Origin of the sequence: Tumidithrix elongata BACA0141 (genome assembly GCF_036349135.1) — a bacterium.
Classification (GTDB): Bacteria; Cyanobacteriota; Cyanobacteriia; order Pseudanabaenales; family Pseudanabaenaceae; genus Tumidithrix; species Tumidithrix elongata.
Genome location: NZ_JAZBJZ010000027.1, coordinates 1 through 21962, shown reverse-complemented (window position 1 = coordinate 21962; position 21962 = coordinate 1). Strand labels below are relative to the sequence as shown.

The following is a 21962-nucleotide window of genomic DNA, read 5'->3' as shown; positions in this document are numbered from 1 at the left end:
TTTTTTGCTTTTATCTGTTTTTTGGCGATCGCTAGCTTTGATTTAGCCTTTAGGAAATTTGCCGAGGAGTTGACTGCGGAGTTGTTTGATCCGATCGCGATATTGGGCAGCCTGCTCGAATTCTTGTTTTTTGGCAGATTCGCGCATTTGGGCTTCGAGCTGCTCGATCAGTTCGGGGATGGCATCTAGGGAGATGTTGTTAGAGGGTTGCGCGAAATATTCTGTGTCTCGTTCGTGTAAGCGCCGCGAAACCGATAAAAAGTCGAGGATGGCATTGCTTGATTTTTTCACAATTGAGGTTGGCTCGATATTGTGTTCGAGGTTGTAGGCGATTTGAATTTTACGCCGCCGCGCTGTTTCATTAATCGCTTTTTCCATGCTGTTGGTTAAGCGATCGGCATACATGATCACCATGCCATTCACATTCCGAGCCGCTCGCCCAATGGTTTGAATCAGCGATCGCTCTGCTCTTAAAAACCCTTCCTTGTCGGCATCTAATATGGCGACTAGGGAAACTTCGGGTAGATCTAGCCCTTCTCTCAATAAATTCACCCCAATTAAGACATCAAACTCCCCCTCCCGCAGTGCTTGTAGAATCTCAATACGCTCGATCGATTTAATGTCGGAATGCAGGTAACGCACGCTGAGTTTGCGCTCGATAAAGTAATTGGTCAGATCCTCTGCCATGCGCTTGGTTAGGGTCGTAATTAATACCCGCTCTTTGTTGACAATTCGTTTCTTGATTTCTCCCAGTAGATCGTCTACCTGTCCCTCCGTAGGTCTGACAAAGACTTCAGGATCAAGCACGCCTGTGGGACGAATGATCTGTTCGACAATTTGTTCGGATATTTCTAGTTCCCAGTCGCCTGGTGTGGCTGAGACAAATACACATTGCTTGACTTTGCCCCAAAACTCTTCTGCCTTGAGGGGACGATTATCGGCAGCACTGGGTAAACGAAAGCCGTGATCGATTAGCACCATCTTGCGGGCGCGATCGCCGTTGTACATGCCTCGAATTTGGGGAATGGAGACATGGGACTCATCCACGACCAACAGCCAATCATCCGCAGGAAAATAATCGACTAAGCAAGCGGGTGGGTCGCCTGCCTGTCTACCCGCTAAATGCCGCGAATAGTTCTCAACGCCATTACAAAAGCCCACTTCTCTGAGCAGTTCTAGATCGTATCGACCGCGTTGTTCTAGCCGTTGGGCTTCCAGCAACTTGCCTTCCTTAATTAATTCATCGAGGCGTTCTTCCAATTCCTGTTTAATGTCAGCACAGGCAATTTCCAAACGTTCCTGAGGCGTGACAAAGTGACGGGCAGGGTAGATATTCAAGCCTTCCATACTTTGCAAAATCTCGCCCGTGACCGGATCGACATAGCGAATTGCATCGATCTCATCACCAAAAAATTCCACGCGAATCATCCGATCTTCGTAGGCTGGTCCAATTTCCAAGATATCTCCTTTGACGCGGAACTTTCCCCGCGTTAGCTCGACATCATTCCGTTCGTATTGAATCGCGGTTAAATCTCGCAGAACCTGCCGCTGATCGAGTACGGCTCCGACCCTTAAAGGAATGGAAGCTTTGAGGTATTCTTCGGGGATACCCAAACCGTAAATGCAGCTTACGGATGCGACTACAATCACATCTTTGCGCTCAAATAGCGATCGCGTGGCTGAGTGCCGCAACATATCGATTTCATTGTTAATCGAAGCGGTTTTCTCAATATAGGTATCGGTAACGGGAATATAAGCCTCGGGCTGGTAGTAGTCGTAATAGCTGATAAAGTACTCCACAGCATTGTCTGGGAAAAATTCCCGCAACTCGTTACATAGTTGTGCGGCTAGGGTTTTGTTATGGGCTAAGACTAGGGTTGGTTTTTGGTACTGGGCGATCACATTCGCCATGGTCATGGTCTTGCCCGTACCCGTTGCACCTAGAAGGGTTTGATAGCGATTGCCCGTTTTTAGTCCCTGTAATAGCTGAGCGATCGCTTTGGGTTGGTCGGCTTTAGGTTCCCAGGGGGCGCGAAGTTGAAACTCTGACATAAAAGTTAACCTGCTTGTGAGTCGCTTTTGTAAAGGAATTGTAACATCGCACTCTAGTGGGGCGAAGCATTTACGGCGATAAAAACTAATCTCTAAGACTGAAAAGCTTTGCTTAAAAGCGCATCTGCATTTTGAAACATTTTCTGCTAACTTTGTTTAAGGGAAACGTTTTACAAAGTGTTTTATCGCCTGGAGCTTAAAAAAATGACAATTATCTTTCAACTTTTATTAACTGTATTTGTTTTGTTTTCATTTGTGCTGTTGGTTGGCGTACCTGTAGCCTATGCCTCACCCAGTTACTGGAACCAATCTAAGCCTTTGTTACTCGCTGGTTCAGTGCTGTGGGTTTTATTAATCCTTGCGATCGGCGCGCTAAATTCTTTTGTTGCTTAATTCTTAACTCAATTTGCTCGCCTAAAGCGCTCCTCTAAAGCGCTCGTCTAAATTTGACAGCTTAATCTTTCGTAGCCCGAGGCAGAGATATGGCTGACGGCTCAAAGATTTTGCTAGGTTGTTTACAGTAAAAATATGACCGTTTTTGAAGGTAACTTTGTCCATACAAAGGATCTCAAGTTTGCGATCGTAGTAGGTCGCTTTAATGACTTGATCGTATCGCGGCTGCTGGGTGGTTGCAAAGATGCATTGCAACGCCATGGTGTAGATGTTTCAGAAGAAGGTAGTCAGGTTGACTATGCTTGGGTACCAGGTTGTTTTGAGATACCGATGGTGGCGCAACAACTTGCAACAACCCGTCGTTACGATGCGATTATTTGTCTTGGGGCAGTAATTCGTGGGGATACGCCCCATTTTGACTATGTTGCGGGTGAGGTGTCTAAGGGAATTGCCGCATCATCTTTTCAGACTGGCGTACCGATTATTTTTGGTGTCGTTACAACAGATACGATGCAGCAAGCGCTAGAACGTGCAGGGATCAAGAGCAATAAGGGCTGGGACTATGCCATGGGCGCGATCGAAATGGCAAACCTGATGCGCCAAATTCGCCAAACTGCAAATCCAAATTAATAAACCTGCAAATTCAAAGTGGGACTGCCCTACGCTAGGTCTTTAGCCAAATCGCTATATTTCTAGGATTTTTGTAGCGATCGCCTGCTCTAGTGCCAATACGGGCAAAGGTCGAGAAAAGAAATACCCTTGTGCGAACTTGCAATCTAGCTGTTTCAGCATCGTAACTTGTTGTTGATTTTCTACCCCTTCAGCAACCACATTCATGCTTAAGGTTTTGGCGAGGACGACGATGGTACGGACGATTTCCAGATTCTCAGCATCAGCAGCCATGCGATCGATAAAAGCCCGATCGATTTTGAGGGTATTAATGGGAAAACGACGTAAATAGCCCAAAGAAGAGTACCCCTGACCAAAATCGTCAATGCTGAGTTGAATGTTTCGGGCACGCAATTGTCTGAGTTTATCAATCGTGAGTTCGCTGCGATCCATGAGCGTACTTTCCGTAATCTCTAGACAGATTGAGCTTCCCACTATTCCTGTTGCAGCCAGAACCCGATCTAACTTTTCGATGAGGTTGCTCTCTCGAACTTGGTGACTGGCGAGATTAATACTCATTTTCAACGCAGTTGTTTCTGGAAACAGCGTTTGCCATTTACGCAGTTGCTGACAGGCTTCATGCATTACCCAATCACCGATCGCCACAATCAAACCACTATCTTCGGCGACTGGAATAAACTCGGTGGGAGAAACCAATCCTCGTTCGGGATGTCGCCAACGGATCAATGCCTCAAATCCAACCAGCTTATTGGTTGCCAGAGCTACAAACGGCTGATAGTGAAGCTCAAACTCTTGACGCTCGATCGCATAACGCAGGTCGCTATCAAGCTGCATCAGTTTGAGATTTTGTTCGTACATTTCACTATCAAATAAAATGTAGCGCCCTCTACCGAGAGATTTCGCACAATACATCGCAATATCTGCATCGCGCAGCAGATCGGCTCCGCTATTGTAGTCTTTCGTACTGATGACGATGCCAATGCTGGCACTGGTAAAAATGGTCTGATCGCCTAAGTCAACAGGCATCAGAAATTTGTTGAGAATTCGCTCGGCAATCACGATCGCTTCGCTGGGCTCTTGAATATCGTCAATCAAAATCGTAAATTCATCCCCACCAAAACGAGCGACCGTATCAGAGGGGCGCAAGCAACTCTCTAAAAGCTGTGCGATTGCCTTGAGAAAGCGATCGCCCGTTGCATGTCCGAGGCTATCATTGATCATTTTGAAGCGATCGAGATCGATGAAAAGAATGGCAAATAGATAGCCTGAATGACGTTTGCTGTGCTTAAGGGTCTGCTCGACCCGATCCATAAACAGATTGCGATTGGGTAAGCCTGTGAGGGCATCATGTAAGGCATCGTAGATCAATTGCTGTTGTGCCTGCTTTTGTTCCGTAATATCCCGCACGATGCCATTAATTCGTAGGGGTTTACCTTCAGCATCATAGATAACGTGACTGCGATCGTTGATCCAACGCACTTCTCCATTGGCATGCAAAATACGATATTCTTCGCACAAATGACCTGTTGCTAACATCGCTTTGTTCGCATCTTCAATGCGATCGCGATCCTCGAAATGAATTACCTGTAATCGAAAACTGGGATTCCCTAAAAAACTAGCGATGGAATATCCATAGACTTTCTCCACGGCAGAGTTGAGATAGAAGATCTGCGAATAATCTGCAGCAACTGACCACACGACATCTTCGAGGGAGCTTAAAATATTTTCCAGACGCTCTTCGCTCACTCTCAAGGATTCCTCGATATGCTGGCGTTCAATTACCTCTAAGGATAATTCTTCGTTAATTTTTGCGAGTTGGGCGGTACGTTGCTCGACCCGATGTTCGAGTTCTTGATTGAGCTGCTGAATTTCCGCCTTTGCTGCTTGCAAATCTAATTGATGTCTGACCCGAATTAAAACTTCTTCAACATGGAAGGGCTTTGTAATATAGTCTACCCCCCCAACTTTAAAGGCTTTGACCTGATCGAAAGCATCATCTAACGCGCTCAAAAAGATTACGGGAATGTCACGGGTAAGTTCCATTGATTTGAGACGCTGACAGACCTCATAACCGTCTAGATCGGGCATCTTAATATCAAGCAAGATCAGATCGGGAGAAGTGGTCTGTACTGCCATCAAGGCGATCGCCCCACTTTTTGCGCAACGGATCTGAAATCCTTGTCCCGCAAGTGCTGTAGACAAGACTCTCAGGTTGTCAGGCAGATCGTCTACAATCAGAATTAATTGCTCTCTGGCTCTCTCTGCTGCTTTTTCTACGAAGGAGAATGTATTGACATTCATAGAGAAATTGCCTCTTGCACCAAGGTTATTATGCGATCGAAGTCAAAATCTTTTACTTTTTCCGCAATCTCTTTAACTAAAATGGCATGTTGTTCTGGAACTTGGTCGAGCAGCGATAAAATTTGCTCCTCATCAAGTTGAGATGCTGATACTTTCAATTGCTCCAACCATTCTTTAGGCATAGCGCGCAAAGATTCCGTCAATAATTCTGCTGTAAATCTAACTTGAGCAGTTGTCTTTTGGGAGGATAATGTCGCGATCGCATCGTTGGTATAGGGTATACCTAAATATTGCGGCATTATGGGTGATTTACTTAGTTTAGCTTGAATTTTAAAGCTAAATACCGAGCCAATGCCCACATTGCTACGAAAGGTCATATCGCCACCCATCAGTTGCACAAATTTGCGGCTAATCGACAAGCCTAAGCCAGTGCCTTGTTGAGATCTCCGTCCAGACTGCGTTTGCATAAAAGGCTCAAACACTAGTTCGGCTTCTTCGGGCGCAATACCTGTGCCCGTATCTTCCACTTCAAAGCTAATGTATAGAGTGTTTGGAGAGGGGAAATGGGACTGTTGTGCAGTTTCTAAAGAATCTAACGCCGCACGCACTGTAACTCCCCCTTTGGGGGTGAATTTGATCGCATTTTCAATCAGATTGATCAAAACCTGACGCAATTTTTTTTCATCGGTTTTCACAAATTGGGGTAGATTTACAGATTTCTCGAAGTGTAGATATAAATTCTTGGTTTCGGCTCGCATCTCAAACATCTCGATCGCGCGATCGAGGGTTTGATGGAGATCGAAGTCAGTCTCCTGTAAAGAGATATGTCCAGACTCAATTTTTGCCATATCCAAGACATCGTTAATCAGCCCCAGTAAATACTTGCCACTGCGGCTAATAATGCCCAGATTTTCATGCTGGAATTGCGTGAGCGAGCGATCGCGCGTCATGATTTGAGTAAACCCAAGAATCGCATTTAGTGGCGTACGCAGTTCGTGGCTCATATTGGCAATAAACTCACTTTTGGCAAGATTGGCAACTTCGGCAAGTTCCTTTGCTGCTTGGAGTTCAATGGTTTGCTTGTCGAGTTCCTCTTCTGCCATCTGCCGACTCTCTTGTGTCAAGACAATCCACCAAGTTCCAATCGCAATCAAGAGCAATAGGAGGGCATACCATTTCAAGAAGATGTCTAAAATTCGCTCGGATATTTTGGGTAAGACAGCTTGCAGGCTGGAAACCTCTTGATAGTAAACTATCGCTAATAAAGCTGCTACGCCCCCCGCGATCGCCAAGAAAATCGTGAGAAAACTAACGATTCTCGTTCCTAGTTTTGGGGAGAGCTTAGCAGCAAAAATAGCGTGAGCGGTTTTTATAGAACTTTCTGCGCTCTGGGCACTGGTTTGTAAGGTCAGGTTTGGAGATTCTTTGCAGCGATCGTGGCAACGCGCATCTAGACTGCAACAGAGAGAACAGATGTGCCCATCATACACTGGGCAAAATGCCATATCCTCTAAATCGTAGGTATTCTCGCAAATGCAACAAGCCAAGGTGCGATGCAAGATAGTCTCGGTGCGAAGTGCATTCTCTCTGGCGATGTAGTACTTTCCTTTCGTGAGAATGGCAATGATGGGAGATAGAACAAAGGCTAACCCCAAGGCAATAAAAGCAGAGTAAGCTTGGGCGATCGCACCGAAAACTCCGACAAAAGCAGCGATCGCGACCCCAGAGGCAATCAACATCGAGCCAAATCCCACAGGATTGATGTTGTACAGATAGGCGCGTTTAAATTCGATGTAGGATGGACTGAGTTTGAGGGGTTTATTGATGACAAGATCGGCGACTAAAGCCCCGATCCAAGCGATCGCCACATTGGAATAAAGTCCCAACACCTTCTCTAGGGTGGCAAACACTCCCAACTCCATCAGCATCAGGGAGATCGTAATATTAAACACCAACCAAACGACGCGACCGGGATGGTTGTGAGTAACCCTTGAAAAGAAATTTGACCAAGCTAGAGAACCCGCATAGGCATTGGTAACATTAATTTTGATTTGCGAAATAATCACAAATAACGTACAAACCGCTAAGACCACTTCTGGATTGGCAAAGATATCGGCAAAGCCTGCCAGATACATTTGTGCTGGTTCCTTCGCTTTCTCGAAACTGACTCCATGCTGAATCGCTAGGGATGCAAGGAAGCTTCCGCCGAGCTGCTTTGCTGCTCCTAGGATAATCCAACCAGGTCCTGCCAAAATCACTGCGAACCACCATCGGATGCGGTTGTTTTTTTCTTTGTCGGGCAGAAATCTGAGAAAGTCAACCTGTTCCCCCAGTTGTGGAATTAATGAGAAAGAGACCGTTGCTGCGGCTCCAAACAAAATCGGATCGAACCCCGCACCACTAGCTGAATTCCCCGCAAAATTGAACCAATTTACTAGTGCATCAGGTTCCTTATACAAGACAAAAATATAGGGCGAAATCATCAAGGTCAACCAGATAGGCTGCGTCCATAATTGCAACTGGTTAATCAGGGTGACACCAAAGAAGACTAACGGAATAATAATAATGGAACAGAGCAGGTAGCCTAAATACAATGGCAAATGGAAGTAAAGCTCCAATGCCTGCGCCATGATCGCCGCCTCTAGGGCAAAGAAAATAAAGGTAAAAGAAGCATAAATTAGAGATGTAATCGTCGAACCGATATAGCCAAAGCCCGCACCTCTGGTCAACAGATCCATATCAATGTTGTACTTGGAGGCGTAGTAGCAGATCGGTAGTCCTGTCAGAAAAACGATCGCACCCACCACCAAAATTGCCCAAAAGGAATTCGTAAATCCATAGCTGATCGCGATCGAAGCCCCGATCGCTTCTAGCGCTAAAAACGAAATCCCCCCTAATGCGGTATTTGTAATTTGAAACTCAGACCATTTCCTAAAGCTTTGGGGCGTATAGCGTAAGGCGTAGTCTTCGATCGTTTCCGTTGCGACCCAAGCATTGTAATCGCGTCGAACTTTGACAATTTTCAAGGAGGATTTTGAGGGCTTAATCATAGTATTTAAAAGACGTCAGTGCGAGCTAACGATTTGCCCAGATCTTTATCTAAAAGCAAAAATTCAGAAAGGAATGTATCCAAACTGGCGTTATTCTAAATTCGGTTTTTTAATTTTTCGCCAATGTAAATTCTTGGGAATTGGGCATGATTAAACGATAAAGCCTGTTTCTTGACCTTGAGCAGCCTGCCAACTGCGGGCATCGTAATATAAATCTTCAAGGCAAATGCTATAGAGCGCATCTTTTAACTTGTCACTGACTCGCTGCCATAGCGCAAACGTCACCCAATCAGACGCCAGTGCAGCATCAGGAGATAATCGCGGCAAAGGATTGGTGTTTTCACCTACGGCGGTCAAGATCTCACCGAGAGAAATATTTTTGGGCGATCGCTTGAGTTGGTAGCCCCCTTGCACCCCTCGGGTGGACTGAACTAGCCCCGCCTGCCGCAGCTCGATCAACAGCTTTTCTAGATAGGGGGCTGGGATCGACTGACGTTGAGAAATTTCCCGCACAGATGTTGGCTTGTGTTTTGCCCACACAACCAAGTCGAGCATTGCTTTCACACTATAATGTCCCCGTCTGGTTAGTTTCATCTTGTGTAATAATATCTAAGCCGATCGCTAAAAACGACAGATTGAATGTAGAATAGGTTCTATTGGCGCGAAAAATAACGGGATGTAGCGCAGCTTGGTAGCGCGCCTGCTTTGGGAGCAGGATGTCGTAGGTTCAAATCCTATCATCCCGATTTAACTTGAATGTTCGATCTGAATAAAAAAACAAATGCTAATTCCTTCGGCAAGTCCTGAATTTAAATCTGGATTTGTAGCTTTGGTCGGGCGACCCAATGTGGGCAAGTCCACATTACTGAATACGCTGATCGGACAAAAAATTGCGATTACTTCTCCCGTCGCGCAAACGACGCGCAATCGGCTTCAGGGTATTTTAACCTTACCAGAAGCCCAAATTATCTTGGTGGATACCCCTGGCATTCATAAGCCCCATCATCTTTTAGGCGAAGTGATTGTCAAAAATGCTGTGGGCGCGATCGCTTCGGTCGATCTCGTCGTCTGGTTGGTGGATGGCACGGTGGAGGCTGGCAAAGGCGATCGCTTTATCGCCGACATCATAGCGAATGCGGGAACCCCTGCGATCGTGGGGTTAAATAAAATCGACCAGTTAACCTCTGAGAGTCTAGATGACGAACTCAAACAATCCAAGATCCTCGCTAGTTATCGAGATATCGCCAAACCCCATGATTGGGATTTAGCAAGATTTTCGGCAATTACCAAAGAGGGCTTGGATAAATTACAGGAAATGATGTGCAACCATTTACCTGTGGGACCCTATTACTATCCCCCAGAGCTAGTCACCGATCAGCCCGAGCGCTTTATTATGGGCGAACTGGTGCGAGAGCAGATTATGCTGCATACCCATGAGGAAGTGCCGCACTCTGTCGCTGTCGGCATCGATCGCGTGGACGAACAGCCCAAAATCACCAAGGTGATGGCGACGATCTATGTGGAACGAGATTCTCAGAAAGGAATTTTAATTGGGAAGAAAGGGCAAATGCTTAAGGACATCGGCACGAAAGCCCGCGAGCAAATGCAAAAATTAATTATGGGAGCGGTGCATTTGGAACTGTTTGTCAAGGTGCAACCCAATTGGCGATCGTCGCGTGCTCAATTGACAGATTTTGGCTATCGCGCTGAATAATTCGATTGGACGAGTGGAAGGAGAAAGCGTATGGAAGACTACCTGCAAGTAAGTGAAATCGTTGATTGGCAGAATCCTACGATTTTGGAACTGGCAAAACAGATTGCCTCCCAAAATTCCACCGAATTGGAAATCGCACGGGCAAGTTTTGAGTGGGTACGCGATCGCATTCATCACAGCTCTGACTACAAGATGAATCCTCTAACCTGTCGAGCGTCTGATGTACTCAAACATCAGACGGGTTATTGCTTTGCCAAAAGCCATTTACTGGCTGCACTGCTTAGAGCCAATCACATTCCCACGGGTTTTTGTTATCAACGATTGAGTGTCTTTGATAACGGCGTACCCTATAGCTTGCACGGGTTCAATGCTTTGTATCTAAAGGATTTTGGCTGGTATCGCGTGGATGCTAGGGGCAATCGCCAAGATGTTGACGCCCAGTTCGTTCCGCCCCAAGAGAAAATAGCTTATCGCCTGCAATTTCCAGAAGAAGCAGATTTTCAAGAAATTCTGGCGGAGCCGCTTCCCGTCGTGGTTCGAGCTTTACAAACGCAGCGTACATGGGATGAGCTATTGCAAGATCTTCCCGATCTCCCTTTGGAAGCAGTCGCAACCTACGGTCTCACTGTGAGAAGGTGCGAACATTCCGATCAAGATCGCTTGCGTCGGGATGATGGATAAAGCCAGAAGCTGAGCAATTTGGTCAACCAAGGCATGACTGGATAGGTCAGTAAGGCAGATACGAAGATCACGGATATCAATAAACCTAATAAGGGTGGGAGACCTTGAAGGAATGGACCGATCAGGGCATTAGCGAGCAAAATCAATGGATACACGGTCACAACGCCAAGGATTACTTGCTTGTAATAAGCAGGTTGGGGCGGGTTATAGCCTCTATCTCTTGGTAGCGAGAACCATAGCTCTAATCCTGTTGGTAGTTGCTGAAGCGATCGCCTTGAGATAAAGTCTTGCGATCGCTCCATCCACTTTTGATAGGTGGGCGAGTTTAGCCAGCTTTTATAGTGAATGTAATTGTCAAATTTAACAATAACCACATACTCAGGATAATCATGGTCGCGGGGGCAAATAATTTCAACACCGAGAAACCCTTCAAATTGCTGGGCAGATTGGTTGATTCCTTTTGTCCAAGCTTCGTATTCCTGTATGCGGTCTGGTTCGACGATCTCTGAGATGACTAACGTAATCGGATCTGGATGCTGTTCAGAGTTTTGCATAGGAAGAATTAGTTTTGATCGGCGATCGCGCTTTCAGCCTCTTCCATATCAGGCGGTGCATCGATCTCTGGTACTTCCGCTTCGACAAATGGCAGTGAAGCCCCTTCCAGACCCCGTTTAATTCGAAGTGGTGTGTAGTCAAGGGTCACAAATAGCGGATAGTGAAACTCACCCTTATCCCCCATGAGGTTGCGATGCTTCCAAGGCATGAGCCAGTAATACTCATCGCCCAAGACAACTTCTACTTGTCGCCATCGTCGCAGTAGTGATGAAAAGTCTTCCCCAGGACGGTGAATAAAAATAAACACCTCACGTCCTGTTTTCACTTTCCAATCTGGATCGCACATGATTAATGCCAGATCGCAATTTAACTGAATGTGATTTTGATTATCTTGAGCGATCGCAAGCTTAATTACAGGTAGGGGTAAGCTAATCACGCTATCTGTCGGTCGTCTGAGACTGGGAATTAGCTCAAAATAGGGGCGATATTGCCGTAAGAGTGCGATCGCTTCTAATTGGTTGCTGTAGTGACACAGTAGGGTGTCGTATTGGTGCTGGTGCGTATTCATAAAGGTAAATGTACAGAGAAGCTAGAGCCTCGATCTTGTGCAGACTGGAGCGTAACTCTGCCACCATGGGCGGCGACAATGTAATTAGACAGATATAAACCTAGCCCACTGCCTTGTTTTTGGTGACTACCCTGTTGAAATCTCTGAAACAGAAAAGGTTGATCTGCTTCTGGAATACCAATACCCGAATCGGTAATCGTCACAAGGATCTCTGCACCAATTTTTTCTAGGCTAACATGAACTCTACCCGCTTCGGTAAATTTGAGCGCATTGCCGATTAAATTGTTAAAAACCCGTAGCAATTCCAGCCGATCGCCCTTAATCGTGGGTAGATGCTCTTGAATCTCAATGGTTAACGCTAGATCCTTAGACTTGGCGATCGCGCCGAGTTCCTGCACGACCTCGGTAACTAGTTCTGCTAAATCTAAAGGCTGAAGGTTAAGGGTTTTGCTGCCTGCTTCGTAACGATATACATCCAGCAACTTATTCACCATTTCCAGCAAATTGCGATTGCTACGAGACATAATCTCCAACGCTTCGATGACATCGGGGGAGATATGTCCTAATGCCCCATCTTGCAACAAACCGAGCATCCGATCGGCGGCAACTAGGGGCGTGCGCAGATCGTGGGTGAGTCGAGACACAAAATCTTGACGTTGTTGGGCGATGCGATCGCGTTCTTCAATGCTGTGTTTGAGTCGCAATAGCGATCGGACTCTTGCGAGTAACTCATCGGCTTCAACGGGTTTGCGAATAAATTCATCTGCGCCTAAATCTAGCCCCTTGACTGCACTCGACTGGTCATAGGCAGTAATCAGCAAAATCGGGATAAAGGGTAAATCTTTTTGGCTGCGCATGCGGCGGGTGACCTCATAGCCATCGATCCCAGGCATCATCACATCCAGCAGTACGAGATCGGGCAATTCTGACTGGACTAGGGCTAAGCCCTTCTCGCCATTCGATGCTGTTAGAACCTCATACCCTTCCTCTTCTAAGATGGTACGAATCAAGAACAGGTTATCAGGGACATCATCTACAACTAACAGGCGATCGGGGGGCATCATGCAAACAACTAGGGGGTGTCAAGTACGGCATTCACGACCTTATATGGTTACATAAAATGCTCAAATTGCCTTCACCCCCATGACAGATAGTCCAACCCTAGCGATGTCTTAGGTTGAAATCTCTACAAAAAGGGTTAGTTTCATGTTTATGAAAACATCTACGGAGAGGGGGGGATTCGAACCCCCGATGGCTTTCGCCATAACGGTTTTCGAGACCGCCGCATTCAACCGCTCTGCCACCTCTCCAACGGTCGGCTAATTTAGCGCTCATTGAGTTTAACATCTTCTGAAACTGAATTTCAAAGACTAAAACCTAGCAATTTAGTTAGCGGTACTTTAGGTAAGGAACTCACTTGTCCCTCTTTTGTAAGGGGGATGCCCGATAGGGCAGGGGGATCAAACCCCTTGGTTCCAGTAAGTTGGCTTGCTTTATTCCGAAATCCTTAACCCAAACCTAGGTTACTCAATTAGCAAAACAGCAAGACCTAAGCCAAGGCTAATTATTCGGAAGCGATCGCCTTGAGTGAAGGTTATAGAATGAGAAATAAGTTTATTCCGCATTTAATTTGAACCTTACTTTAGGCAAATTATGCTTGCAACGCCACAGTCTAATTACATGACTCTAGAGGAATACCTCGAGATGGAGGAAAAAAGCGATATTAAACATGAATATATCGATGGATATGTTTATGCCATGGCTGGCGCAAACGATCCTCACGTTACAATTACAGGAAATATTTTTGCTTTGATTCGCAGCCATTTAAGAGGGACTGGCTGCCGAGTTTATATCACTGACATGAAAGCACATGTAGACTCTTTAAAACGCTTTTACTATCCTGATGTCATGGTAACTTGCGATCCTAGAGATGCCGAAACTCTAGATCGCAAACACTTTCCCAAATTAATTATCGAAGTACTCTCAAGTTCCACCGAAGCCTTCGACCGTGGAGATAAATTTGCAGATTATCAGCAACTAGAAAGCCTAGAAGAATATGTCCTAGTTAGTACTAAACGTCAACGTCTTGAATGCTTTAGAAAAGAAGAAGGGCGTTGGTTTTTACAAACCTACTCAAGCGATCGAAGTGATTTCCAACTATCGAGCATTAACTTTGAAGGAAAATTTGTCGATCTTTATGAAGATGTCAATATTCAGTCATAGCGATTTTTACAGGGGTCTGATGCTTCGAGCAGTGGCAAAGCAGGCAAGAAAATGGGGAGGAAGATTGCATAGCCTGCTCTGTCGCTTAAATTAGGAAGAAACTAACCCACTTCTACTTGGGCGCACAAGCCTTGACAATCCCCTCAATCATATTAATTACCTTGGCTGAGGGTCTTTGTTTGGCAAGGATTGATGTATAAAATTCTTGGGTTACGGCTGGATCTTGTTTTTCGAGATTATCGGCAAAACATTGACAATAAGATTTGGCTTGTTCTTCACTTACACTTTGTTTTGTGGCTTCACGCACACAACTCGTTACAAGCTCGTTCTTAAAAGCGCTGTCTTTGAGTTTTGATGAGACTACCTCGGCTGAGAGCGAATTGCTCCAGGGAGCAGAGAGGGCTAAAATACAGGAAGCAACTACTGGCAGACCAGTGAGGTAAATCTTCATTCGGTTTTCTCCTTGGAATGATTTCAATGTAAGTTTATTCGCAAAACTTGTTTAATTGCAATCATAACAAATAGATTTCAATCTATGATTTTCCTCTTAGCTGCAAAGTCCTCACCTAAATTCTCTTCCTATTTTTTGACATAATTCTCAATGACCAGCACATCCCCTAGTTCTTCTCCTGAAATCTCACCACTGAAATCACCGAAAATAGTTGTCCTTGACGACGATCCTACAGGTTCGCAAACCGTTCATAGCTGTTTGCTCTTGACGCAGTGGGATGTGGATACCCTCAGAACTGGTCTAGCCGATCGCTCGCCCATTATGTTTGTGCTAACGAATACTAGAGCCTTGACGCCGAGCGATGCCGCCACGGTTACCCGTGAAGTTTGTCATAATTTGAAACTGGCAATCGAAGCCGAAGCGATCGCTGAATTTCTGGTTGTCAGTCGTTCTGATTCCACTCTGCGAGGGCATTATCCCATTGAGACCGATGCGATCGCGGAAGAATTAGGTGGTTTTGACGCTCACTTCCTCGTGCCTGCTTTCTTTGAGGGAGGTCGCTTTACCCGCGACAGCATCCATTATCTCGTTGTGAATGGAATTCCCACACCCGTGCATGAGACAGAATTCGCCAAGGATTCCGTATTTGCCTACAAGTATAGCTATCTACCTGACTATGTTGAAGAGAAAACGAACGGTCGCATCAAGAGCGATCTCGTTGAGAGATTTTTACTCTCAGATATTCGTTCGGGCAGTCTAGAACGATTGATGCAGCTCAAGGGCAATCAGTGTGGTGTCGTGGATGGCGAAACCCAAGCCGACCTCGATCGCTTCGCTAGCGATATTCTGATCGCAGCTTCGCAAGGGAAGCGGTTTCTGTTTCGTAGCGCCGCTAGTCTATTAACTGCCTTAGCACAGTTGCCACCACAGCCAATCCCAGCCGAAGAGATGTCAAAATACATGCGATCGCCAAAACCCGGCGCGGTGATCGTTGGTTCCCATGTCAAAAAAACTACGGAACAACTAGAGAAGCTTCTGCAAGCAGCAAATATCGTTCCCGTGGAAATCGATGTATCGAGATTGCTCACGGATGTAGAAAAAGAATCCCAGATTCTGTTAAAGGAAGTCAGCGATCGCGTTGACCAAATCCATGCCTCTGGTAAAACTGTGGCAATCTTTACCAGTCGCAAGGAACTCTCTTTTGCCGATATCACCACCCGTCAGGCTTTTGGGCAGTCTGTCTCAGCTTTACTAATGGCGATCGTGCAGGGTTTGCCTGCGGATATTGGGTTCTTAATTAGTAAAGGCGGAATCACCTCTAACGATGTTCTCAGTACTGGCTTAGCACTACCAACTGCACGTTTGCTGGGTCAAATTCTCGCAGGTTGCTCAGTAGTTCGCACGCCTTCCGACCATCCACGTTTTCCCGATTTACCTGTGGTTCTCTTTCCTGGAAATGTTGGCGACGCCGATGCGCTTGCTACTGTCTACAATCGCCTTGCTGCGGGTATTCATGATTGAGTCTCTAAGGGGTCGATCGCGCAGCCAAGCATTCAAATCAGCAACGGTTGTAAAATCTAAAATCGCCTCTGCCAGATCTTCAAGCAAATACTAATCCACCTAGTAAAGTCGTTGCTGCTGCCACATTAATTTGCACGCTGCGATCGCATGATCAAGCATCATAGTTACAATTAATTAAAGCCATTCAGATAGATGTATAGTTTAAGTTATTGGTATAACAACAAGAAAACATGCCAAGTCAAAGTGGAAGAAGTATAGTAGATGCATTCGTAGATCAGTCTTTCCCTGAAGGCAGAACGTTTTGTACTCAGTTTCTCTACAGTGCTGAGTTTAGCGCCAATACTTTAAAAAGCCTAGTAACGAGGGGAAAAAGTTCCTCCAAGTATGAACTAGCCTCTAGTCTGACAGACTCACTATATAGCCACACAATTGATCCAGAAGAAGTTCTTCTTGCATTTGTACAACAGCCTCGTAAGTGGTTAAGTTTTAAATTGGGATCTTGTAAGGATTTCCCCACTTTTGAGACACCCAACATCTTACTCACAGAATTTGGGAAAGAATGTTGGTATGGACCTATCAAGGATAGATATAGCTCTCGCAAATGGTATATTCGGACTAAAAAAATTCCATTTTATGAGAACCTTTATAAGGCAGAAAATGTTCTGGAAGGAGAAATCCCACAGCAATTTAGTTCGGTTACAACACATCAAATCCGATGGACAGTTATTGCAGAGATAGATATAAATTATGTAGCATTGTCCTGGAACGGATTTCGGCATAATGAATTAAAGGGTAACACATACGAACCTCAGATTGAATCCCTTATGCAGTTCCCATACTGGTCTCATATTCCTGGCTTCTTTGATGAGCTTGTAAGAGAATGCAAAGCTAATTGGGAACATCCAGTTCTTGATCAGTTTATCCTTTATAATCTTTGGGATAAATATATCAGTAATCCAAAATATGTTTGGCGGCATTTAAGAATTCGAGCCGATCATCATGGCGTAGCACTGAATGCTCATAGCACTGGGGCTTTTGATAGAGAAAGCGAACAAATAAGAGGGTTGCAAGCTTTGGCAAGACAGTTAGCATACTCAGCCTTAGATTCCTTAAATATAGAAAAAAAGCCCGAAGTCATTAAATCTGTCGAAAGCTCTTTATTGAGAACTTTGATTCAGGAATGGGAGACTAAATCATATGAATTTAGTCTAGATGAAATAACAGAATCTGAATTGTCTGAATTGTCGAATGATAACCGAAAAAGTCTTTTCCGAGCACACTGTTATTTTGCGAATGGAATTAGTAACTCACCCCAAGATGCACTTCAGCACTTAAATTGCTTTGTAAAAGACTATGGAGGGAGTTCTAAAGCTCTAAGTTTTCTTCTTTCCGAACTGGCAAAGTGAGGTAAGTATCATGGCTCGCATAGATTGCGCAAACAGGTTAACTTTTCTTTCAGAGCATCACAAGACTCTGCTAAGTAAGCATTTTAGCCAGCCTTCTCAAACCGCACAACCTCGTGAGCTTGCAATTAAGCTTGGGATTCACTATTCAAAGGTTATTGCCATTTTGGCTGTTTTAGCCGCTGATGGTTATTGCCAAAATTGGCTATTAATTTACCATAATTGCTCAGAGACTTTTGTAGATCGTACTCCTCTACGTTCAGGAATGCCCAAATTGCCTTATGTTTGTCCTTACTGTGAAATAACAATTTATAACTATGACGAATTAAAACTTGATGTTATGGCAGAAACTGAAATGTCAGTTGAATTTATCTAATAAGAAATACAAAAGCTAGATGAATATAAGTCATCCTCAAAATATGAATATAAGTCATCCTCAAAATAGTAGAGAGGCATTCAAGATGATTACTCTAGCATTAAGCTTTCTAAAGAGAGATAGCCCAGAATCCAATGAACTTATCAACTTTTTATACACTCCAGATCCTCGGATTTCTGATCATTTAAACCAACTTAGAGACTTCTTGAGAATTAAAAGACCAACAAAAGCTCAAAGTCAAAAAGCAGGGTATTTATTGGAGAGGATTCTTCTACTAGCCTTTAAGGGGCTAACAGGTCATTCCGAACTCAAAAACTATCAGTCAGCCAGCCATCAAATTGATCAACTAGTTAGTGGAGATAATACTGAATGGGATTTGATTTTGGATCGACTTTATCTTAAGGAAAACAACCAAACATATCGCACTATTCTTGGAGAAGCAAAAGCAACTAATAGTTCTGTTTCTGTTTCTCAATTTGCCCGTTTATGTAGCATCATGACTCTGGAATTATATAAATCAGTTGGGCTGGGTGTATTTTTCACTATAAATGGTGCTGCTGGCTTTCCAAAACGTTCACAAAAAAGCAGAACCAGTTGTATTCGACATGCTAGACTCTGCCAAGTATTATTTAATGCAAGAAGTGGTAAAAAAATAGTTGTTCTGGATAAGGATGATATATTTGACCTTGATAAAAACGGCTCTTTAATTACAATCTTGATTAGAAAGATAAAAGAATTAGAAGAAAATAGCGGTTTGCCAACAGTATCTGTAGTCGAGCCTATGGATATTGATTTACCAAATTATTTAAAAGATTTAATATAGTGAACTATATAGTCTATATTTAATCGCAAATATTTTTAATCGCAAATATTATTGCCTTTCACTAAAAATAACCTTCAATTGTAATGTAAGTAGGGAATATCAGCGTAATTCCCTACTTCGCGAATAAAATTTGACATTCGACTATTCACAAAGAGAAAACTGATGGTACAAGTCCCTGAAAAAACCTTGACGATCGCTGAGTTTCTGCAACTACCAGAGACTAAACCTGCGACGGAATATATTAACGGTCAACTTGTTCAAAAGCCGATGCCACAGGGAAAACATAGCAAATTACAAGGACGAATCGTAACGGTAATTAACGAAGTGGCTGAGAAAGCGCAAACAGCCTTAGCCCTTCCTGAACTGCGCTGTACCTTTGGGGATAGGTCAATCGTACCCGATATTGCTGTGTTTACATGGAGCCGAATTCCGTTAGATCGAGAGGGAGACATTGCCAATACATTCAACGCACCACCTGATTGGACAATTGAAATTTTGTCTCCAGACCAAAATCAGTCAAAGGTCACAGCCAATATTTTGTACTGCCTCAAGTTTGGTTGCCAGATGGGATGGTTGATCGACCCCAATATCAAATCTGTTTTGGTCTATCCATCAGGGCAACAACCAGAGTTTCTGCAAGAATCTGAGGACGTTCTCCCTGTTCCTAACTTTTTGACCCCATTACAAATGACCGTCGGCGATTTGTTTAGCTGGTTAAAACCTGGAACCTTTTAGGCGAGTATAGAACAGCGATTCTATCAGTTGACTCTGCTAGCAAGAAAACGATACCAATCATAGGCGATCGCAATATCCGTAAAAGGAATCTGAGAGATCTCACCCGATCGCGCTACAAGTTCGATCTCAATATCCTTCGCTTTGGTTGGCAGTTCCACTTGCGAACCCTCTGGTAAATTCTGAATTGGAACTTCTATAAGCTTGCGATCTAATTTCAAGCGAACTTGCTGAAGGTCGGGCAAATTCACTGATTTGAGCGCGATCGGTTCTTTTCTAGTGGGCTTGCCCCATGTGAGGCGATCGCCCTTTTGCCCTAGCACCGCGTAAATATCAAATTTATGCCGCTCAAACTGTGTTGCCCATAGCTTGTAGGCTTCTATTTTTTGATATTCATTCCATCCCGACCACGCTAACCAAATAAATATACTCAGCAGGGGCAGCCATAAAAGTCCGCGTTCCATAGGTCGTTATCAGTTATCAGTTATCAGCTTTCAACTTTCAGTTCTCGGTTATGGGGAATGGGTAATCGATAATTGGCAGCTTCCTCTAAGTTACTCGCTTCCATCTCATTCATGCTATCTAAATTTTTCCAAATTAGATTTAAGAGAATATCCAGACCTTTTTGAGCCGCTGCCGAAATAATAATGGGCTTGTTTGGGAATTGGGAAGCGATCGCTTCGACCTGTTCGGGTTCCACCGCATCGAGTTTGTTGAGCACGAGGATCTGGGGCTTTTCAGATAAACCATGCCCATAGGCATCCAATTCGCTCTGAATGGTGTGATAGTTTCCCAACGGATCTTCGGCGGTCATGTCAACCATGTGTAACAAAAGGCGAGTGCGTTCGACATGACGTAAAAAATCATGCCCTAAGCCAATCCCCATCGCAGCGCCCTCGATTAACCCTGGAATATCGGCAAAAACGACACCATCGCCGCTAGGTTTCGATACTACACCCAAATTGGGGACGAGCGTGGTAAAAGGGTAGTCTGCTACCTTCGGACGGGCTGACGAGACCACAGAGATAAGCGTGGACTTGCCAGCATTGGGCAGACCAATGATGCCGACCTCCGCAATCAGCTTGAGTTCTAAGCGCAACTCAAACTCTTCCCCTTCTAAGCCGGGGAGCGCGTATTCGGGGGCGCGATTGCTATTGCTCAAAAAGTACTTATTGCCCATGCCGCCCTTGCCACCCTTGGCAACGACAAAGGTTTGACCGTGTTCAGTCAGATCGCCCATGACTTCTTCGGTTTCAGAATTAATCACGACCGTGCCGCAGGGAACTTTAATGATGCGATCGCTTCCCCTCGCACCCGTCATATTACTCGTGCCGCCGCGCTTACCGTCATCGGCTTTATAAATTTTCTGAAACCGCAAATCTAGGAGGGTTTGCAAGTCGCTCACAGATTGAAAGATCACCGAGCCACCATTGCCACCATTTCCCCCAGAAGGTCCTCCTGCGGGTACGTATTTTTCGCGTCTAAAGGCAACGAGACCATCTCCTCCTTTGCCACCTTTAACGTGAATTTCGACTTGATCGATAAACTGCATACCTTAGGACTATAAATGGAATAAAAATTTTCACCAGATACCATCCTAAGCAAAATCTGACGAAAACAGTTGCTTAAGTTAAGATTGGGTGTAATTTATGCGGGGATCTTAACGGGAAATATTGCCCGATCGCACCCAGCCTATTTCTTTGGTGGTTTCCTGACGAATATAAACCCACTCGCGATCGGGGGTTTCTTTGAGGACAGATATTTTGGCGTTGTAATCGGCGCCGCCAACCCTAGGCGCAGACTGACTGGGTTCAGATCGCAAAACCAATCCCATACTGGCATTAACTTTGCCAGCATATTTGACGTCAGCGGCAGGCGTAGCTTTTGCCGTTAGTTGAGGTTTTGCTAAAGGCGAAGGTTTGATGGCAGCGATCGGCAGTGTCGGTTTGGGCGGTGACTTAATATCGTTCGCAAATTTCGGGCGTTGGGGCGGTGTATGGTAGGGCACAATCACATACTTCCAAGTAGCGAACCCGATCGCAAGAATAAGACCAGCACTGAAAGCCAAGCTAACACTAGATTTAGCAGTATCTGGGAATCTCATCAGTCAATACACCTATCTCGTTACATATCTGATAATTCGTTCAACTATCTCAACGGTAGACCCTTTGGATCGTTTTGAGATAGTTGACTGAATAGATTAACCTATGTTGGCGGATTTAGCACAACAAAAAATTTACATAAAAAGCCATGAGTTTTATTACAAAATGTTAAGCTGATGGACTGAGCCAAAAATTTCAATGGGTACAGTCCTTTGTTGTTTGAAGAGCAGCGAATTTTTGAACCTTTGCTGCCAAAGCACTCCAAAATCTCCTGAATTGCATTTTACAAGTGTTAAAAGCTGCGATCCTCTTCATCAGGCTGTGATTAAGATCTTTAGTTTGGACTAATCGGCAGCAAGGCAAGAGCAACAGAAAGGCACGAGAAAA

21 protein-coding genes, 2 tRNA genes and 1 pseudogene are annotated in these 21962 nt (G+C 44.7%); 11 read left to right on the top strand and 13 right to left on the bottom strand.

The features are described 5' to 3' along the window. Positions 1 to 42: 42 nt before the first annotated feature. Positions 43 to 2052, bottom strand: coding sequence for an excinuclease ABC subunit UvrB (uvrB, locus tag V2H45_RS08885; protein ID WP_330483277.1), 2010 nt, complete (start codon positions 2050 to 2052; stop codon positions 43 to 45). Between the two features lie 204 nt (positions 2053 to 2256). Between uvrB and psbZ the strand changes: the two genes are divergently transcribed. Then, positions 2257 to 2445 carry a photosystem II reaction center protein PsbZ gene (psbZ, locus tag V2H45_RS08880; RefSeq protein WP_330483276.1) on the top strand — a complete coding sequence of 63 codons (189 nt, stop codon included), beginning with the start codon at positions 2257 to 2259 and terminating at the stop codon, positions 2443 to 2445. A gap of 135 nt (positions 2446 to 2580) precedes the next feature. Beyond that, positions 2581 to 3075, top strand: a complete 495-nt coding sequence (gene ribH, locus V2H45_RS08875; protein WP_330483275.1) for a 6,7-dimethyl-8-ribityllumazine synthase — start codon at positions 2581 to 2583, stop codon at positions 3073 to 3075. Between the two features lie 54 nt (positions 3076 to 3129). Here the strand turns inward: ribH and V2H45_RS08870 are convergent, their stop codons facing one another. From V2H45_RS08870 to V2H45_RS08860, 3 genes are all read right to left on the bottom strand, one after another. Continuing rightward, positions 3130 to 5376, bottom strand: coding sequence for a two-component system response regulator (locus tag V2H45_RS08870; protein WP_330483274.1), 2247 nt, complete (start codon positions 5374 to 5376; stop codon positions 3130 to 3132). Then, a complete protein-coding gene (locus V2H45_RS08865; RefSeq protein WP_330483273.1) occupies positions 5373 to 8426 on the bottom strand; it encodes an ATP-binding protein in 3054 nt (1017 codons plus the stop codon). Before V2H45_RS08865 ends, V2H45_RS08870 begins: the two co-directional genes overlap by 4 nt. A 150-nt stretch (positions 8427 to 8576) precedes the next feature. Next, positions 8577 to 9020 carry an RrF2 family transcriptional regulator gene (locus V2H45_RS08860; protein WP_330483272.1) on the bottom strand — a complete coding sequence of 148 codons (444 nt, stop codon included), beginning with the start codon at positions 9018 to 9020 and terminating at the stop codon, positions 8577 to 8579. Positions 9021 to 9098: 78 nt separating this feature from the next. Here V2H45_RS08860 and V2H45_RS08855 point away from each other — a divergent pair. The 3 genes from V2H45_RS08855 to V2H45_RS08845 all read left to right on the top strand — a co-directional run bounded on the left by V2H45_RS08855 (position 9099) and on the right by V2H45_RS08845 (position 10821). Then, positions 9099 to 9172, top strand: a tRNA-Pro gene (locus tag V2H45_RS08855). Between the two features lie 35 nt (positions 9173 to 9207). Continuing rightward, positions 9208 to 10140 carry a GTPase Era gene (gene era / locus V2H45_RS08850; RefSeq protein WP_330483271.1) on the top strand — a complete coding sequence of 311 codons (933 nt, stop codon included), beginning with the start codon at positions 9208 to 9210 and terminating at the stop codon, positions 10138 to 10140. Between the two features lie 30 nt (positions 10141 to 10170). Next, positions 10171 to 10821 (top strand): transglutaminase-like domain-containing protein, encoded by a 651-nt coding sequence (locus V2H45_RS08845; RefSeq protein ID WP_330483270.1) that lies wholly within the window; start codon positions 10171 to 10173, stop codon positions 10819 to 10821. Here the strand turns inward: V2H45_RS08845 and V2H45_RS08840 are convergent. The 4 genes from V2H45_RS08840 to V2H45_RS08825 all read right to left on the bottom strand — a co-directional run bounded on the left by V2H45_RS08840 (position 10791) and on the right by V2H45_RS08825 (position 13254). After that, positions 10791 to 11375 (bottom strand): antibiotic biosynthesis monooxygenase, encoded by a 585-nt coding sequence (locus V2H45_RS08840; RefSeq protein ID WP_330483269.1) that lies wholly within the window; start codon positions 11373 to 11375, stop codon positions 10791 to 10793. The genes V2H45_RS08845 and V2H45_RS08840 overlap by 31 nt on opposite strands. 8 nt (positions 11376 to 11383) lie before the next feature. After that, positions 11384 to 11944 (bottom strand): hypothetical protein, encoded by a 561-nt coding sequence (locus V2H45_RS08835; protein ID WP_330483268.1) that lies wholly within the window; start codon positions 11942 to 11944, stop codon positions 11384 to 11386. Continuing rightward, positions 11941 to 13008, bottom strand: a complete 1068-nt coding sequence (locus tag V2H45_RS08830; protein WP_330483267.1) for a hybrid sensor histidine kinase/response regulator — start codon at positions 13006 to 13008, stop codon at positions 11941 to 11943. Before V2H45_RS08830 ends, V2H45_RS08835 begins: the two co-directional genes overlap by 4 nt. Before the next feature lie 161 nt (positions 13009 to 13169). Continuing rightward, positions 13170 to 13254: transfer RNA gene (locus V2H45_RS08825), tRNA-Ser, on the bottom strand. Between the two features lie 343 nt (positions 13255 to 13597). Here V2H45_RS08825 and V2H45_RS08820 point away from each other — a divergent pair. Next, complete coding sequence (locus V2H45_RS08820) at positions 13598 to 14167, top strand: Uma2 family endonuclease (protein WP_330483266.1); 570 nt, start codon at positions 13598 to 13600, stop codon at positions 14165 to 14167. 112 nt (positions 14168 to 14279) lie between these two features. On the opposite strand, the gene V2H45_RS08815 is transcribed toward V2H45_RS08820, so the two are convergent. Beyond that, positions 14280 to 14618 (bottom strand): hypothetical protein, encoded by a 339-nt coding sequence (locus V2H45_RS08815; protein ID WP_330483265.1) that lies wholly within the window; start codon positions 14616 to 14618, stop codon positions 14280 to 14282. Positions 14619 to 14768: 150 nt separating this feature from the next. On the opposite strand from V2H45_RS08815, the gene V2H45_RS08810 reads away from it, so the two are divergent. Then, entirely contained in the window at positions 14769 to 16139 is a 1371-nt protein-coding gene (locus V2H45_RS08810) for a four-carbon acid sugar kinase family protein (protein ID WP_330483264.1), read from the top strand. 24 nt (positions 16140 to 16163) lie between these two features. Here the strand turns inward: V2H45_RS08810 and V2H45_RS25575 are convergent. Continuing rightward, positions 16164 to 16226, bottom strand: a pseudogene (locus V2H45_RS25575) (DUF4351 domain-containing protein); the annotation flags it as partial. Positions 16227 to 16369: 143 nt separating this feature from the next. On the opposite strand from V2H45_RS25575, the gene V2H45_RS08805 reads away from it, so the two are divergent. From V2H45_RS08805 to V2H45_RS08790, 4 genes are all read left to right on the top strand, one after another. Beyond that, positions 16370 to 17545, top strand: coding sequence for a hypothetical protein (locus tag V2H45_RS08805; RefSeq protein WP_330483263.1), 1176 nt, complete (start codon positions 16370 to 16372; stop codon positions 17543 to 17545). A 10-nt stretch (positions 17546 to 17555) separates the two neighbouring features. Beyond that, positions 17556 to 17918: a hypothetical protein gene (locus V2H45_RS08800; RefSeq protein ID WP_330483262.1), complete on the top strand. Its 363-nt coding sequence runs from the start codon at positions 17556 to 17558 to the stop codon at positions 17916 to 17918. Positions 17919 to 17961: 43 nt separating this feature from the next. Further along, entirely contained in the window at positions 17962 to 18741 is a 780-nt protein-coding gene (locus V2H45_RS08795; protein ID WP_330483261.1) for a hypothetical protein, read from the top strand. 162 nt (positions 18742 to 18903) lie between these two features. Then, on the top strand, positions 18904 to 19476 hold the full coding sequence (locus tag V2H45_RS08790; protein WP_330483260.1) for a Uma2 family endonuclease: 573 nt from the start codon (positions 18904 to 18906) through the stop codon (positions 19474 to 19476). Positions 19477 to 19499: 23 nt separating this feature from the next. Here the strand turns inward: V2H45_RS08790 and V2H45_RS08785 are convergent, their stop codons facing one another. The 3 genes from V2H45_RS08785 to V2H45_RS08775 form a co-directional block, all read right to left on the bottom strand. Beyond that, on the bottom strand, positions 19500 to 19937 hold the full coding sequence (locus V2H45_RS08785; protein ID WP_330483259.1) for a hypothetical protein: 438 nt from the start codon (positions 19935 to 19937) through the stop codon (positions 19500 to 19502). Positions 19938 to 19960: 23 nt separating this feature from the next. Continuing rightward, positions 19961 to 21025 (bottom strand): GTPase ObgE, encoded by a 1065-nt coding sequence (obgE, locus tag V2H45_RS08780; RefSeq protein ID WP_330483258.1) that lies wholly within the window; start codon positions 21023 to 21025, stop codon positions 19961 to 19963. Positions 21026 to 21133: 108 nt separating this feature from the next. After that, a complete protein-coding gene (locus V2H45_RS08775) occupies positions 21134 to 21577 on the bottom strand; it encodes an SH3 domain-containing protein (RefSeq protein ID WP_330483257.1) in 444 nt (147 codons plus the stop codon). Positions 21578 to 21962 lie beyond the last annotated feature (385 nt).